General features: G+C 53.8%; 11 protein-coding genes. 1 reads left to right on the forward strand and 10 read right to left on the reverse strand.

The window, feature by feature from the left end:
• The 7 genes from SFX18_15170 to SFX18_15200 form a co-directional block, all read right to left on the reverse strand.
• The coding region (locus SFX18_15170; protein ID MDX1964492.1) for a hypothetical protein at positions 1-303 on the reverse strand (303 nt) is incomplete at its 3' end.
• A gap of 88 nt (positions 304-391) precedes the next feature.
• On the reverse strand, positions 392-2,431 hold the full coding sequence (gene pheT / locus SFX18_15175) for a phenylalanine--tRNA ligase subunit beta (GenBank protein ID MDX1964493.1): 2,040 nt from the start codon (positions 2,429-2,431) through the stop codon (positions 392-394).
• A 342-nt stretch (positions 2,432-2,773) separates the two neighbouring features.
• Positions 2,774-3,505 (reverse strand): class I SAM-dependent methyltransferase, encoded by a 732-nt coding sequence (locus SFX18_15180; protein MDX1964494.1) that lies wholly within the window; start codon positions 3,503-3,505, stop codon positions 2,774-2,776.
• Positions 3,506-3,622: 117 nt separating this feature from the next.
• Positions 3,623-5,305 (reverse strand): peptide MFS transporter, encoded by a 1,683-nt coding sequence (locus SFX18_15185; protein ID MDX1964495.1) that lies wholly within the window; start codon positions 5,303-5,305, stop codon positions 3,623-3,625.
• Positions 5,306-5,467: 162 nt separating this feature from the next.
• Positions 5,468-6,751, reverse strand: coding sequence for an endonuclease/exonuclease/phosphatase family protein (locus tag SFX18_15190; protein MDX1964496.1), 1,284 nt, complete (start codon positions 6,749-6,751; stop codon positions 5,468-5,470).
• A gap of 320 nt (positions 6,752-7,071) precedes the next feature.
• A complete protein-coding gene (locus tag SFX18_15195) occupies positions 7,072-7,587 on the reverse strand; it encodes a MogA/MoaB family molybdenum cofactor biosynthesis protein (GenBank protein MDX1964497.1) in 516 nt (171 codons plus the stop codon).
• Between the two features lie 110 nt (positions 7,588-7,697).
• The gene (locus tag SFX18_15200; protein MDX1964498.1) at positions 7,698-8,825 is read right to left on the reverse strand and encodes a hypothetical protein; all 1,128 of its coding nucleotides are present in this window, start codon (positions 8,823-8,825) and stop codon (positions 7,698-7,700) included.
• A 324-nt stretch (positions 8,826-9,149) separates the two neighbouring features.
• Between SFX18_15200 and SFX18_15205 the strand changes: the two genes are divergently transcribed.
• Complete coding sequence (locus SFX18_15205) at positions 9,150-11,165, forward strand: tetratricopeptide repeat protein (protein MDX1964499.1); 2,016 nt, start codon at positions 9,150-9,152, stop codon at positions 11,163-11,165.
• On the opposite strand, the gene SFX18_15210 is transcribed toward SFX18_15205, so the two are convergent.
• From SFX18_15210 to SFX18_15220, 3 genes are all read right to left on the reverse strand, one after another.
• Positions 11,147-12,667, reverse strand: a complete 1,521-nt coding sequence (locus SFX18_15210) for a hypothetical protein (protein MDX1964500.1) — start codon at positions 12,665-12,667, stop codon at positions 11,147-11,149. The two genes, SFX18_15205 and SFX18_15210, sit on opposite strands and share 19 nt — an antisense overlap.
• Positions 12,668-12,736: 69 nt before the next feature.
• The gene (locus SFX18_15215) at positions 12,737-14,290 is read right to left on the reverse strand and encodes a PEP-CTERM sorting domain-containing protein (GenBank protein ID MDX1964501.1); all 1,554 of its coding nucleotides are present in this window, start codon (positions 14,288-14,290) and stop codon (positions 12,737-12,739) included.
• 675 nt (positions 14,291-14,965) lie between these two features.
• Positions 14,966-15,334 (reverse strand): hypothetical protein, encoded by a 369-nt coding sequence (locus tag SFX18_15220; GenBank protein MDX1964502.1) that lies wholly within the window; start codon positions 15,332-15,334, stop codon positions 14,966-14,968.
• Between the last annotated feature and the right edge of the window lie 193 nt (positions 15,335-15,527).

Genomic DNA, 15,527 nt, shown 5'->3' on the forward strand with positions numbered 1-15,527 from the left:
CAAGCTGTGATAAAACAGCACATAGGTCCCTTTCCAGGTTTCGACCCAGGGTTGTTGTTTCATGCCCAGCACAAATAGCAAAAAGTTTGCCAGTCCGCTGACCAATAAGATACCGATGGAGGCCATGACGACTTTGGACCAGCGGGCCGCAAGACTTGCCTGCAATTCGCCGCGCTGTTCGACGGGGAGCGAACTCAACACCGGCACCAGCGCAAAGCGGGCATAAATCGCCCCCCCCGCCGCGGCAAAAGCCGCCAGCAGATGGAGAATCCGTAAAATCAAATTTACATAGTCAAATTGCATGTTCGTCATTGAAAAAATAGAGGAATCTGGCCCCGCCAACGACAATATCTTCCAGCATGATCCCGCTGTTTTCGCGGAAGAACGCTGGTCAAGTTCGCAATTCCGCCTGATGGCGGTCCTTACAGGCCGCGACCACCTGTTCACACACGGCGTCCGCCTCGCCACTGGTTAGAGTGGCAGTTTGACCGCGCAAGTGCAGGGAAAACAACAAACTTTTTAATCCCTGGCCCAGCTTGGTCGCATCGCGCCAGGTATCGCGGTATTCCAAGCGTTCCAGGTTTGGCCCGGCGTGGCCGCGGACCGTTCCCGCCACGTCATCCCAGCGGACACTTTCCGCCACCACCAAATTGATATCCCGCGATACACTAGGATACGGTGATAGCTCGCGCGCCGTGGGTATCAAAATGGCCGCGTCAATCAGGGGTGCCAACCGCAATTCCGCCACGGTTGTGGCGGACCGCAATTCGAACGACTTAAGCCCCGTTTTGCTGATTTCGCCCAGGACGCCCACGCGCATGGGTTGGCCGTCCGGACCTGCCAGAAATAACTCCGCCCCCCGTCCCGGAGCGAACAACGGGTCATTCCAGCTTTTTACCTGTAATAATAACCGTGGATTGAGTCGGGCTAGGCACGCCTCGATGAGTCCCTTTACTTCCAAAAAATCCCCGCCGCCGCAGAGGGCCAGCAGGAGTTCTTCTGCAGGTAGCGTGCGACCGTCCGCGGGTTGGGGCCAATAAACTTTGGCGGTTTCAAAAAGTTCGATTGTGGCGTTGGCCAATGATTCATTGATTCGTCGGGCAATGAGCAAGCTGGGAATAAGGCTGCGACGCAAGCGATCGGCCCGCCGCAGCACGGGCACGCCCGTTTGCAGGGGTTCCGCCGCACACCACGGGCTAAAGGCCTGGCTGGCGGCTTCCTCGACCGCGCTTAGGGTTAATGCCTCGTCAAAACCCGCCCCGACCAGCACTGTGCGTATTTTACTGATCACCCGATCCTGGGCTGTGCGGGCCGAAGGGACCAGCGGCACCGCGCGGTCCTCGGGGATTTTCTCGTATCCATAGATACGGGCGACTTCCTCGATCAAATCAATCTCGCGCGTCAGGTCCCGCCGCCAACTGGGGGGCGCAACCGTTAGCGCGGATTCCGAGTGCGAAATTTCCCGCAGACCCAGTTGGGTCAAAATTTGCCGGACGGTCGCGGTCGGTACATCGATCCCCAACACCCGGGGAATTTGAGCCAGCCGCAAGGTCACCGGCACAATCTCGGGATCGGTTGGTCCGACCGTAATGGCCCCTTCGGCCAATTCTCCTCCCGCCAGTTGCAGGATTAACTCGCAACAGCGGCGGCTGGCCCAATCCACCCCCGCCGGGTCGAGTCCCCGCTCAAACCGATAAGATGAATCGCTGCGCAGAGCCAAGGCACGTGATGTCGTCCGCACGCTCAGCGGATCAAAGAGCGCCGCTTCGATCAAGACCTCCGTGGTGCTGGGGGTGATTTCCGTTTCCGCTCCGCCCATGATCCCGGCGATAGCCACGGGTCGGTCCTGGTCGGCGATGACGCACATTTCCGGCGTCAGTTTATAGTTGAGGTGGTCGATGGCGGCGATGGTCTCTCCCGTGTTGGCCCGGCGCACGATGATTTGCCCGCCGCGCAATTTGGCCAAGTCAAAAGCATGCAGCGGTTGACCACACTCCATCAGCACAAAATTGGTGATGTCCACCAAATTATTGATGGACTTGATTCCCAAGGTGGCGAGACGCTCGACCAGCCAAGTGGGACTAGGCCCAACCTGGACTCCCCGGATTACCCGCGCGATATACCGGGGGCAGAGGTCGGGGGCTGCTAACTCCACCCGGGCCAAGGTCTTTAGGGGGGTTTTTCCCACGGGGAGTTGCGCCGCGGGAATCCGCAGGGATTGATTCCAAAGAACCGCGGCCTCGCGCGCCAGGCCAATATGTCCCAGGCAATCGGGACGATTGCTGGTAATTTCCAGGTCGACGGCAAAATCCTGACCGACTGGCGTGGAGGATTCGTGGTTGAAACCAGCCAGCATCATGCGGAGGGCAAAATCGGCGACGGAGACCCCTGGCTGGACGTAATCTTGCAGCCAGTTCCAGGAGAGAATCATGGGGGGAGAGGAAAATGAGGGATCATAGGGGGACCGCCAGCCATCACCAAAAGGGGCGGTCCATCCGCACGTAAAACCGTTAAGTATGGCGGGGGAAAGAAGTTCGGGCAAGCGGGTGGCCGTTACCCAGAAAATTTTCACAATCGAATACAAACAGTATTGAGCCGCTTCAAGGGAAAACTTGAAATACAGATCTCCATGAATTTATTGATTTTCGCTGATCAGCTATTGCATGAATTCCCTTTGATTAGTGCAGATCAGTCCAATCTGCCTCAGCAGTGTGCTAGGTATTTCAGTTGCGGGAAGATATGTCAATTCACTTAATGCAGTTCTTTTTGGCTTTTATTTTCCCCCCACCCAGGTCCAGTGCCGGTCGCTGGTAAGTTGCACTCCCGCGGGATCCTGGCCTAGGCTAGACACGATTTCCCGGACCTCGTCCAGGGTCAAGGCCGCGTGCAGCGAGTCGCGAAATAGCGCCGTCTGATGGGCGTTGCACCCGGCGGCGTACAGCGCGACCAGTTCATCGACCCGCGTGGCGGTATCGGGCCGGGCCAAATCCCGGATAAAAATGGTTCCATCGGGGCGGCATAGTCGCAGCGCTTCTTTGAGCAATCGCTCTGGTTGTGCCAAATGATGCACAATGCTATTGGACATTACCACGTCAAACATGGCGTCGGGATAAGCCAGATCCTTGCAATCCCCCTGTGAAAGCTGGATGCGTTCGCGCAGGCCCGCGATTTCGATATTGCGGATGGCGATGTGCAGCATGCTGACCGCGGCATCCACCGCCAACACCCGCGCGGGGGGGACTTGTTGACAAAGCAAAATAGGGATCCGCGCTGTGCCGGTCCCCAGGTCGATTACATCAAGCGTCGGGGCGGAAGGACTCCATTCGGGAGTTTCGCTGGTGGCAGCGGGTGAGTGCTCTGCCCCCGTTAGTAAACCCACCGCACCCACCTGCGCTAGCAAATCCGCGACAAACCGTTCATTCACCGCCCGATGGTCCATGGCGTCATAGTCCGCCGCATCGGCTGGCTGGTCCATCACCTCGGGTTCGAGCGTGCGGGAAAGCATGAATCAAAGTGAGAAGTATGAATGCAGAATGATGAATTCAAATACATATAAAAGCAGCACAGTCGCTTTGCTTATGATTGCAAAGAATTATTCGTAATTGGTAATTCGTAATAAACCTTACCCCTCTCCGCGCTTGCCCGCGATCCAATTTAAGAGTGGCGAAGCAATCAGCGTTAGCACGCCCATCCCCAGCGAGGTCACCACGAACAGCATAAAAAAGTCCGCTCGCCCGCCAAAGTTCCAGGGCATTTGAATTTCCCCTTTTTCAATCGCCTCCACTTGGGAAGCGATCAAACCCCCGACCAAATTCGCCACAAAGCTGGAGATAAACCAAATACCCATGAGGAGCGAGACAAAGCGCACGGGGGCCGCGCGACTCACGTACGATAAACCAGTTGGCGAAATAAATAATTCACCAATCGTGTGCAAAATATAACAGCCAATAAGCCAGCCCATGCCAGCTTGCACGCCGGGAGCGGCGGCGATGTTTCCCGCAATTACCATGAGCACAAAGCCCAATCCCAAAAATATCAAGCCAATGGCAATCTTCACGGCTTGCGTGGGATTCTTCTGGCGATAGCTAAGGTAACTCCAAAATACCGCCATAATGGGACTAAGCACAATGATAAAAAACGCATTGACCGATTGAAACCAAGTGGCCGGAACAGTCCAATTACCCCAACTAAACCATGTGGACATATCATTCCACATCCATTTCGCCCACGGCACAAACAAAGTGCGGTCGGTCTTTTCGTCGGTAAACACATTGATACTGCTCCCCGCTTGTTCAAAGGCGAGCCAGAAAAAGACATTGAGCACCATAAAGATAAAGATCGACGCGACGGGCCCGCGGTCTTCTGGTTCTTGTTGCCACACAAAGTTAGCCGCGGCCGCCAGGATCCCAATCACGACAGTGCCGATAATCAAACTCATGACTAGGGGATTCTGCTTTGTAAACTCCTGGACCTCTGTTTGGAAAGTATTGAAATATCCTTGGAAATAGGCATAGCCCACCATACCACTTACCAACACGGCCACCGGCACCCAAACCAGCGTTTCCCACATCCCGCGTCCCGGCGGGGGAAGTCCGACATCCCACAGATAATAAGGCCGCGCTGCCAGGTAAACCACCAATCCCAGGATCATCCCCACTGCCGCCGCGCCAAAGCCCCAGTGCCAGCCGACTGTTTCCCCCAGCGTACCGCACACAAACGCGCAAATGAACGCGCCTAGGTTGATCCCCATATAAAAGATCGAAAACGCGCTGTCGCGACGAGGGTCTTTTTCACTATATAACTGCCCCACCATGACGGACACGCATGGTTTAAAGTGTCCCGTGCCAATGACAATCAGTGCCAGCCCAAAGATGAAGATCGACATCCCCAGGTGGTTATGCGCCCAATCCCCCAAGCCGGAAATGCCCAAGACCACATGCCCCAAAGCGATCAGCCCTCCTCCCAGGACCATCGAGCGATGCGTGCCGATCAGCTTATCCGCAATCAACCCGCCAATGATGGGCACCAGATAGGCCAGTCCAGTGTACCAACCATACAGCGTACTCGCCTCAGCCTCGCTCCAACCCCTACCGGGATTAATCAAGCCGGAGGCATCGGGAACCATCTCTGTGCTGCGCTTCAGATACAGGACTAGCAACCCCCGCATCCCATAGTACGAAAACCGCTCCCACATCTCGACGACAAACAGCACGAACAGGCCCATTGGATGACCCAGGAACGTACCCGATTGTGCGGGTGCCAGAGGAGTCGCTTGTGGGCTTTGATAAGGATTGCTGGGTGGCATGCGGCGACAATCTTTTAGAACGGGGGAACACAAAACTTACCAACGGGACACACGCCCCTAACCCTTCAGAATCTATCGCATTTTCTCGCTTCCGGCCAGTTGCCTCTTGAAAAGAGAAGCATCATCCCCCCAAATATAGGCATTTTTAAGCCATCCGTCCTTTCAGCGAAGGGGAGCCAATGGCGAGCCGGTCCCAGGAAGTTGCGTTCCAACGCCGGGCGAACGGCCCCCTTCATAGATGCTGTATTCCGCCCAGACCGGCCGATGGTCCGACACGGCCAGCGCCGCATCCTCCGCCAGGCCAAATTCCGCCGCGTAATCCACCACCCCCCAGCGGCGGGTGTATTCCTCGGTCGCGATCACCGAATACACCAGATTATCGTACGTCCGGTTCCCCCGGGTGTTGGTCGGCACGCCCACGACCACCGGCGCATAACCGGGGACGCGTCCCAGCTCGCCCAGTTGCTTTTCGCTGGCGTTCAGATCGCCCAGCAGGATCACGTCGTCCTCGTTGCGGCCATCATTGCGCACCGCCTGCACCACCTGCGCGAGCGCGTTGACCTCTTGGGCCACTTCGTCCGGATCGGTGTGAATGTTAATCAGGGTAAAGGTAAACGCCAGTTGGGGGGGGGCGTTTCGCGCGCGAAAGCAACAGACCAGCGGTTCGCGGTGGAGTAAATCTTGCGGATCATTCACCGTGTAACTGGCGGCGCGGTCGATCTCCACCGTGGCCGTGTCAAAAATGAAGACATATTGTTCCTTGCTATTGGTCCGCCCCAACCGAGGGCCAATGACATAATCATAGGCGCGTCCTGCGGCATTCACCTCTTGCAGCAAGCGCGGAATGATCTCATCCGAGACGGAGCGCACCTCCTGGACCGCTACCACATCGAACCGCCGCAAGATTTCCGCCAGCACTCGCGTGATCGCGGGATTAGAAACTTTTTTTTCGCCTAGGACCTGAATATTAAACGAAGCGATCTTTAGTTTATCGCTAAAGCCGGGACCATAAGCCGGTTGAACGGCAGTACCGCCTGGCTGGGGCCAACCTGGTTGCGCGGCGGTTGGTTGATAGGGCGGAGGATAGTTGGGAAGCGGTTGGTTCTGCGAGTAAGCGTTATTGGGTTGCCCCGCGCCGGTCCAGTTGGGGAACATGGCGGGATTGGCGGGCGCCGCCTGACCCGTGGGATACTGAGCTTGTGGCAAATTGACCGGTACGGCGGCGGGGTTGCCCGAAGGCGGATAAAGCCCCCCATCCGTTGGACCGCCAGAGCCATAAGTTTGCGGGGATCCCGGCGGACTTCCGGGAAGATGGACACCGGTTGTGTTTTCCGCGGGGAGCGGAATATTTAACTTCTTATAAATGTCGTGCTTATACTTTTGCACGGCTTGCCAGCCGACAATCGCCACCACCGCGACCAGCAAATACGCCAGGGTTTTTTGCATCCACCCCTCCTTGGGCGACGCCATACAGCCAAAAGATAGCGCGCAAGATCAACCATGAATAAATATTGCCGCCGCGCGGGGGACCGCGCAAACCGCAAAAGCTGGTTAAGAATAGCGATCCCCAATTGCCAACACTAGAGCGACTGGCGGGTTAAAAATTGCAAATCAAGAACTGTATATTTTTGCAAGGTAAATATATGCTAGCTGCTAGCAAAAGTACTGTAAATTTATACCTTTAAGCTGTTTAAATATATACATTAAAGCTACTGCTAGCATGATTATGCTTTTTCAATTCATAATTCTAAATTTCTAATTCTTAATTAATCAACCCTCCCCGCTTCCCGTACTAAATGGCCCAGTTCGGGGAGGATCACTTGTTCCAGGGCTAGTTTTACCGCATGGGGGGAACCGGGCATCGTCAAGACGACCGTGCGGTCCGCCAAACCTCCCACCGCCCGGCTAAGCATGGCCGCCGCGCCAATCTGGGCGTAACTCAACTGGCGAAAGAGCTCCCCATAGCCAGGTAATTCCTTGGTCAATAAATCCCGCACGGTTTCGTACGTCTGGTCGCGTGGCGAAATGCCCGTCCCGCCGGTAATTAGAATCGCGGCAATGGCTGGATTGGCAATCCATGCCTCTAGCAGTGGCCGCATGGCGGTGGGTTCATCCTGCACAAGTTGCCGCTCCACCACCACATGTCCCGCGGCAGTCAAGAGTTCAACCAGTAGACCCCCGCCACGATCCGTCTCCAACGTGCGGGTGTCGCTGACGGTCAAAACAGCGCAGGGAACGGACTGCGGTGCGGCGGCGCGGTGCTGGTCAACAGTGGCGGACATAAAATTCCCAAATTGTAAACCCTGCACCCGCTTCTTTCCACTTTCCACTTTCCACTTTCCACCCTCCACTCTCTACCCTCCACTCTCTACCCTCCACTACCCACTACCCACTACCCACCATCCCCTCCTCCCCGCAGTTCCCCGCGCGGCTCGATCACCAGTAGCAAATCCACCCGTGCGGGACCCGTGGGGATTAACTGCTGCAGCGGCCCGGCCTCGACGGGCAGGGGGTTGGGGACCACGCCCAAGCCGACGATCAGGACTTGATCCGCGTTCCAGCGGAAGCGCTCATGCAGTTGTGCCTCGCACGTTTGGGGCACTTCCAGGCGGGCGGAGATCCCCCCGCCGTTTAGCGTGGGGATTTCCAGCGGTAGGGCGTGCATTTTTTCGATTTGTTGAATTTCGCAGCGGACGACCGCGTCCACGGTTTTACCATCCAGCGACAAAAGCGGCGTTACTTCTAATAAAAATCCCTCTTCCAACTTTCCTTGCACGGGAAGCATTCCAAACTGCCCGTTTAAGCCCGCTTGATAGCCAGTAATAAAACTGCGCGGCCGCTGCACCCGCGTGGCCAAGGGACGCCCGCTGGTGGTGAGCAAATGCGGGGGCGTGTGCTCGCGATAATCGGTACGTTGGCGGGCCTGCGCAACCAAGAGCGCGGCGTCTTCCTTCGCCACCACCCAGGCCTGGATTCCCGGCGAATCCGTGGCCAGGGGCCGGAGCAGGGTCCCCCCCTTGGCCCTCCAGGCGGGGCTATCCACCGACACCAGCCGCATCCCAAACGATTCCTTTGGCTTTACCGGATGCACAAACCGGTCCACGATTTCGTTCACTTGGGTTTGAATCGCCGGTGTGTGATACACCCGCAGCGTGCCGGCATCCGCGTTCAAAATACTCAGCACATCGCCATGCCAGGCCTCGTACCCGGTCTCGCGGAGGATCCATTCCACAATCGCCCGCTCCGGGTGGGGGACCGTGGCTAGCCGTTCGGTATAGGGTTTGATATTGTATTCCCGCCAGACCTGCCCCTGGGCGTTGGGCAGGGAGCCATCGCCAGCGCTGACCTGCGTCAGGGATTGCCGGGGAGCCGAGGAAAGCGTCTGCAAAGGTGCGGGGGCAACAGAATTGGAACCAGCGGAATCACGCAAGGGAGCGGGCGCCAAAGCGGAAGACATGGGCGTGCCGACATTGGCCGCTAAGGGGGCGGGTTGCGGGCTGGACGCGGAATTGGATGGCAACGGCGCGGGCTGGCGCGGGGGAGCTGGCGCAAGGGGGGACTGCGCGAACCCTGGACCTGCCAAACCCAGTGAACAGACCGTTGCCACGAGCCACGGATAAACAACGAACCCAGTCGGGCAAAGGGAAATTGTTCCTCGATCCATGCCCACACCTGAAACGAAAGGGGGAAATCGAATTGCGACTCGCACTCCGCGTAAGGGAGAGCGGGGGGAGATCTTACACTTTCGCCAAGTGGCCAACAACGGCAGTGGGTGCTAGCATGATGAGAGAAGTGGAAGCAAGTCCAGTTTGGCGCAACCCGCATTCAATGATTGCAGTTAATCATGCTCAGTCAAGTATTTAAATACAGCGCGATTTTCCTGTTGTCGCTCTGTTGTTCGTTGCCTGCCATGCGGGGAGAACTTTTTTGGGATGATGTCCCGTTAATCCGCGAAAATCCAGTCTTGCGCGATACGGCGGGACTGGCAAATATCTGGTTGGGGCGGGAAACGGTTGATTATTTTCCACTGACTTATACCGTGTGGTGGGTGTGCTATCAAATTTGGGGAGACTGGCCGATAGGTTACCACCTGTTTAATGGCCTGCTCTATGCCTTCGCTTGCTGTCTGATTTATCGCGGCCTAGTGTGCTGGAAAGGTACCCAACCTTGGTTTTTTGCCGCTTATTTTGCGGCGCATCCCCTGAATGTCGCCTCCGTGGCCTGGATCAGTGAAGGGAAAAATTGCGTCGCGTTGGTCTTATATATCTCGGCCTTAAACCAGTTGGCACGGGCCACCGGAACTTCCGGCCAAGCACGTTGGTGGTGGGCGGGTGTTTTGGCTGCTTTAGCGATGCTGGCCAAACCCTCCGCGGTAATGCTGCCCGTCGTGGGTTGGTTGCTCTGCGCCTGGAATGGCCTGGGACGCGACCGCCGCGTGCTGATTTGGACTGGTGGTTTAACGGCCTTTGCCTTGGTGGTCGCCTGGCTTACCATTCGCACCCAGGCGGATGAAAACTTTGCCCTCATCACCAGCGGCCCTGTCGAACGTGGGCAACGCGTCGGTTGGATCGCTTGGTGGTATCTGGGGAGGATGCTTGTTCCATTCTATCAACCACTGTTGGAAGAGCGCTGGGCCTTGGATTCCACCGACCCCGTAAATTGGCTTCCCTTGGCGGCGTGGCTTGGGTTGGTTATCGCATTATCGTTTTTTTGGCGATCGAATGCTTGGAGTCGCGCGCTGCTTTTATCCCTCACACTGATGCTAGTTAGCCTGTTTCCAGTATTGGGACTATTTGATATGCGATTTCAGCAGTACGCTCATGTCGCCGACCATTTGGGGCAATTGGGTTTGGTGGGGCTGGTGATTGGCTTGTCAGTCGGGTCCAAGGCGATTCTGAATTCCGTTACCGCCAAACTCCCCCGACTACTCTGGGCAGAATTATTTTTTAAGGGATTGCAGGCGTTTGCACTGGTGATACTAGCGAGCACATCCTGGCACCGAGCTGGCCTCTATGCCACGGAAGAACGCTTTTGGTCCGCCGCCGTTGCCCAGAATCCTTTGCAGGGACTGGCGCATTTTCATTTGGGCACGCTGTATGAGCGGCAAAAGAATTACGCGCTGGCCGCTGACCATTTCGAACTCGCATTGCAGTTGGAGCCGCTGTATCCGCCAGCCGCGCTCCGCTGGGGAGTGATGCTGTATCGGACGGGGAAATTAACGGCGGCCCGGCGGGAATTGCAAAAATACACCGCCCATACACCCGAGGCGGAAGCGTATTATTTGCTGGGGGAAATTGCCGCCCAGGAGCGGGATTGGCCCACCGCGATCCAAAATTACCAGTCGAGCGCAAAACTAAAATCCGATAATGCGGGTGTGTACTTTTCCTGGGCGATTGCCGAGCGAGAACAACAGTCCTGGCAGCAAGCGCGGGATTTGCTGCAAAAATCGCTGGAAATGGAAAAAAACGGACTAACGTATTTTGAGTTGGCGGAAGTTTACAAACGGACGGGGCGGTACGCTGAAAGCCTAAAATATTATGAACAGGCGTTAATATTACTGCCGGAACACCAAGCGGCATTAAATAATTTCGCCTGGCTACTATGCACATTACGTGATCCGGCACTGCGTGACCCCGCGCGGGCCGTGCAACTGGCGCAGCGGGGTGTGGCGGCTAGCCAGGGTCGCGATCCCAATATATTAGATACGTTGGCCACGGCGCATGCGGCGGCGGGAGACTGGAATTCCGCGCTTGCCACATGGGCGAGAGCGATTGCATTGTGCGAAGGACCGGAGTTAGCGCCGCTACGGATGGAGCTAGAGGCGAAACAGCGGGAGTGGTCTCAGCAAAAGCGGGAATAACGCCAGCGGCGAAAAGCGGCGACCGCCACGAGTCCGATGACACCGACAATGGCGCTAGGCTCTGGTATGGCCAGAATGTCGGAGTAAAGGAGGCCGTCGGTGCCGTCGGTGAAGGCAGCATAAAAATACGTCCGATTATTTTCGTCGATGCGCGCCAAGATATCGGGATTGATAAATGAGATTGTTCTCGATGTGCCATCCGGCAAATCCACCACATCCCCAGGTTTGGCTATCGTATGAAAGCTGCCATCGTTCAATCTGGCGACGAGTAGACCAAGATTTAGGTTTGCGGGATCATAAGTATAGCGAAATAGCACGTCTTGATCGTTGCTGATCGTAACGCCCCTGTGACTGATATACTTTTGGGTATGTTGCTCAAAGCCGGGCAGCGTAAAAGTGTGATCAAAGAGCTTTATGGTTGAACCATTTGCGTCTAACTTGTAGAAATAATATTCCCCTGAAATGTGATTGTTCGTAGGTTGATAGGCGGCAAAAAAGTTTTCGCCTCCAGCTTGATATGGATTGATTGTGTAATTTAATAGTTGTTTGGCGGGATCATCAGGCAATGTGGAAAAAGAGTAAATATCCCTATTTGTGTTGCTATTTAAATCATATTCTTCTCCGATGATCGTGCTTATACTATCATCACGTCGAAAGATACTTTGGATTTTCGAATTAGCGATCGTACGTGGATACAGTATAGATTCAGACGTGCCGAAAGGGCGAGTTTTCAACAAATGAATTGTATTGCTCAGGTCATTACGATACCACAAGCTAAATGTACTTGTGTTAAATGAAGTAGACACAGCAATATACTCGTGGTTCGATAGCATTTGAGAAAATGTCGCGGAATCAGTCTGAATCGCAGGATTATTTGTGTCAGTCAGTGGAAAAGAACTTGCAAATGTTTTTACCAAGGTGCCATCAGGATCTGCAAATCGCATTCTTTGTGATCCCGTGAGAAACTCGCGAAGAACTACCCAGTTTCTCTCAAATCGAGCATTTGAAATCCCGTTTACTATAGCATTATTTGGGGTCCCAGGGGCTGGATCGCCAATCTCTTGAAAAGTACGGAAATTCCCCGGTGTGCCAATGGTTAATTTGTTCTCCGCAAAGAAAATACTGGTTTCTTGAGTCGGATGCAAATGATACGAATTGGTGTTAGTAAAATATTGCGTGGTCACTAAGTCGATTTTGGAACCATCAGTAATATAGTAAAGGTCTAGAGGTTCTTGTGCTATAGATTGATTATTTTTATAGCCCAGTAAGAGAATTCCTTTCGACGAAAATACTATTCCTTGTGAACCAAATGAAGGGTGAGTGAACACCACCCCCGGAGTCCGGCCCGGTACCTGCATGCCGGTGTAGATTATGGGTTTGATCTCGCCGGCGGGACAGACTGTGGTACCTAAAATAATTAGAATTAACCAACTTGGAGTCATTGCCAAGCAGGTTCCAAGAATGGAGCTGCAAAGTCTGAGGTATGTGTTATGATCAAGCATTTGTAGTATCCTTGTTGAATGGTAGTTTGCTTCAGGAGCTTTTACGTGGAGAATAGACTGGTTGTGTTACTACCTTGCTTTTGGTTCGTCGATTTTTTTACGACGACAGCGAAAGAACACCCAACCGAGAGCCAAGCTGCCTCCGATCAAGCCCAGGTGAGCAGGTTCGGGCACGGCCAAAATATCGGAGTAGAGCAGGCCGTCGGTGCCGTCGGTGAATGTGACTTGAAAGTAAGCCCGATTCCACTGATCGATGCCAATCACTTTCACATGGTTCTTAACTGTGCGACTGGTCCCATCGGGAAGATCGACGACTTCGCCGGGGTTGGAAATGGTGACGAATGTCCCGTCACGTTTTCGGGCAACGACATAGGAATTGTTGGTAGCGGGATCATTATCCGTATCGTAACTGAATAGGATATCATTTTGATCCGATAAATGAAGATTAAAGGTATAGATATACTTAGTCGTATTTTGCTCGTGATTGGGATGCACAAAGTCATCACCAAAAATGCGGGTGAATGTTGCGTCCGAATTAAACGTATACACAGTGGCTTTGTCACGTTGACTAAACTTGGAAAAGCTAATCCATGTTGTATCATCATAAACGCTTTTATACATACCATATTGAGTCTGGCCAATCGGGATGCTCGAATCACCGGGCCAAGTACTGGTTAGGAATACATCCGTGGGGATTCGCGTGGATGTGTCATATGTCACCGTTTGTAAATTATTAGGTGTTGTGTAGAAATAATTGATCGTCTGGTTGGTTCGCAAGGCAGTGAACGCGGCTCGACTCGTGTCACTTCCGCTAGGTAGGCTACCAATTCGATAGTTTACGCCATCCAAATGATACCAAACCGAATTTTCTACCGAATCATAGGCGGTGTATTCCGTAGCCGAGAGCAGTCGAGTTCTAGAAGCACGATTCGTGTTAAACGCCGGGTTAAATGTATCGGTTATTGAGAAGGGGAATTGCGGTAACACAGATAATGTAGTTCCGCTTATGTCAGTCACTCGTGTACGGCCACCTGGGCTAAGTGTGGTTTTTTCAAAAAGTTCTAATTGGTTTTGCGTAATAAAATTTACCGCGGAAAACTCTGTCACCAAGTCATTACTTGGCGTGCCGTTGGCCGCCACACCCACTTGCTGGATATTGTTGAATGCTCCTGGTTTGCCAACGAATAAGTTGCCTTCTTTTGCATATACGATGTTTTCACCCTGAGGCTGCGCGGCATTATAAAACTGCTTAAAGCTAAATGCCGGCACATTCAGTCCAGTAGCCCGATTGTAATAAATCATTGCGTAATTATTAACCGGATCATTTGTGTAATAATTGCCTTGCAGCACGCCCAGACTGGAAAAATTAAAAAAGTTGGAAGTAAAATAGTATGGTGCAAACACCACCCCCGGTGCCAGACCCGGCACCTGCATGCCGGTGTAGATGATGGGCTTGATCTCGCCGGCAGTTGAATTGGTCGGCGTAAACAGGCCCAGGCAAATCAGGACCATCCCCCAGGCCAACATCCCACTTGCCAACTTGGGCCAGTGTGGCATGCGCCGAGGCAACATGCCAGAATGATGCAAGCCCAAACCGTTAATCGTAGTCAAAATCCGCCCCATAAATAATCCTTTGCTAAAAAAGTGCCCATGGCCATAGCAAGTCCGTACCGATTCACACCGTAGCGGGAAAACACTAACTCATCACGCCGCCAAGGAGATGTCGCTTTTACTATAGTAAAAAGCGACGGTAGGGAACCGCAGTAGCTTGCTCGCAAAGTGAATGAGAATTGCCCCGGGAGACCGAGGTAAACGACACCCGGGTCACATGAAATGCCGACACATAACTCTACTTAAACTAGACGGGCTTCCGACCAAATGCAATCAATATGACGGAAAATATGTGTTAGAAAATTGTTTGGCTTGTCCGGAGAGCACTTAAAAGGGGCGGTTTTCATGGTTTGGGGCAAGCCGCCGGGGTGGCACTAGCGAATTTTCCCCACATTATTCTAGCATTGCCCCATTCTTGCTGACAGCCATTTCGTTGCACCCCCACGAACAACCATAAACTTGGCCATTTTGTGAAACAGTCGTGTGCCACTGGTGGAACACCAGTGCCGAGACGGGAGTTTGATAAATTGAAACGGACAGGAATTCAGAACAAGTCGTGAGTAAGAATTCCTAAGCTATTGGGCATCGCACACCCTGTGGCAAACACTGGCAGAATGCCAGTGGCACACTCCGTCTTTTTCATAATGGCTAAGTCTGGTGCAAGGAAATGGAACAGGTAAGCAAAGGTCAGCACTGGTTGAAAATGGAAACTTCAACGGTGCCACCCGGCCGGTTGACTTCCAAAACACCGTCAGCGAACTGGATGAAACGAACAACTTGGCCATCGTCGAGCGCTCGGCTCTTGATGCGGTCGCCCAGTGAGCTTCGTCGAGCCCCTGATATCCACGCTTCGCCGCGACGCTCGTCGGGCCGATTGGCCAGCGGGCGTCGTGGTGTTTTTACTTTAGGCCGAATGCTTCCTGTTTTTAAGAAAGGGTCGTTTTCCAAGGAGGACAATAGCGGGTAGCCCAGGCAAAAAATCGGGTACCCAAGGAACTTGTTCCTTGGCCGCGCAGCGGTGGGAAGCATTTCTTCAAATATCTCCGCTGCGTCCATTCGGTTTCTTGTGCTGCGCACACCGGAACAAGTTTTAGAGCAACCCTCGATTGGCGGTAATTCCGCAAAAAATAAGAAAAGCTCCCCGTGCCAAACCCTTTACGAACCGATTCTCTGTTTTGGATTACTGTAACTGCTGTAGTGGCGTGTCCTTGGGGAGTTCGAGTCTGATTTGGTGGCAAAAACCGAAACA

It is taken from the genome of Pirellulales bacterium (assembly GCA_033762255.1).
Classification (GTDB): Bacteria; Planctomycetota; Planctomycetia; order Pirellulales; family JALHPA01; genus JANRLT01.

What these genes read in the sequence shown, in the direction of transcription:
- SFX18_15185 (MDX1964495.1), bottom strand. Translation starts at nt 5,305, where the DNA reads ATGCCACCCAGCAATCCTTATCAAAGCCCACAAGCGACTCCTCTGGCA.
- pheT (MDX1964493.1), bottom strand. Translation starts at nt 2,431, where the DNA reads ATGATTCTCTCCTGGAACTGGCTGCAAGATTACGTCCAGCCAGGGGTC.
- SFX18_15215 (MDX1964501.1), bottom strand. Translation starts at nt 14,290, where the DNA reads ATGGGGCGGATTTTGACTACGATTAACGGTTTGGGCTTGCATCATTCT.
- SFX18_15190 (MDX1964496.1), bottom strand. Translation starts at nt 6,751, where the DNA reads ATGCAAAAAACCCTGGCGTATTTGCTGGTCGCGGTGGTGGCGATTGTC.
- SFX18_15220 (MDX1964502.1), bottom strand. Translation starts at nt 15,334, where the DNA reads ATGGACGCAGCGGAGATATTTGAAGAAATGCTTCCCACCGCTGCGCGG.
- SFX18_15195 (MDX1964497.1), bottom strand. Translation starts at nt 7,587, where the DNA reads ATGTCCGCCACTGTTGACCAGCACCGCGCCGCCGCACCGCAGTCCGTT.
- SFX18_15180 (MDX1964494.1), bottom strand. Translation starts at nt 3,505, where the DNA reads ATGCTTTCCCGCACGCTCGAACCCGAGGTGATGGACCAGCCAGCCGAT.
- SFX18_15205 (MDX1964499.1), top strand. Translation starts at nt 9,150, where the DNA reads ATGCTCAGTCAAGTATTTAAATACAGCGCGATTTTCCTGTTGTCGCTC.
- SFX18_15210 (MDX1964500.1), bottom strand. Translation starts at nt 12,667, where the DNA reads ATGCTTGATCATAACACATACCTCAGACTTTGCAGCTCCATTCTTGGA.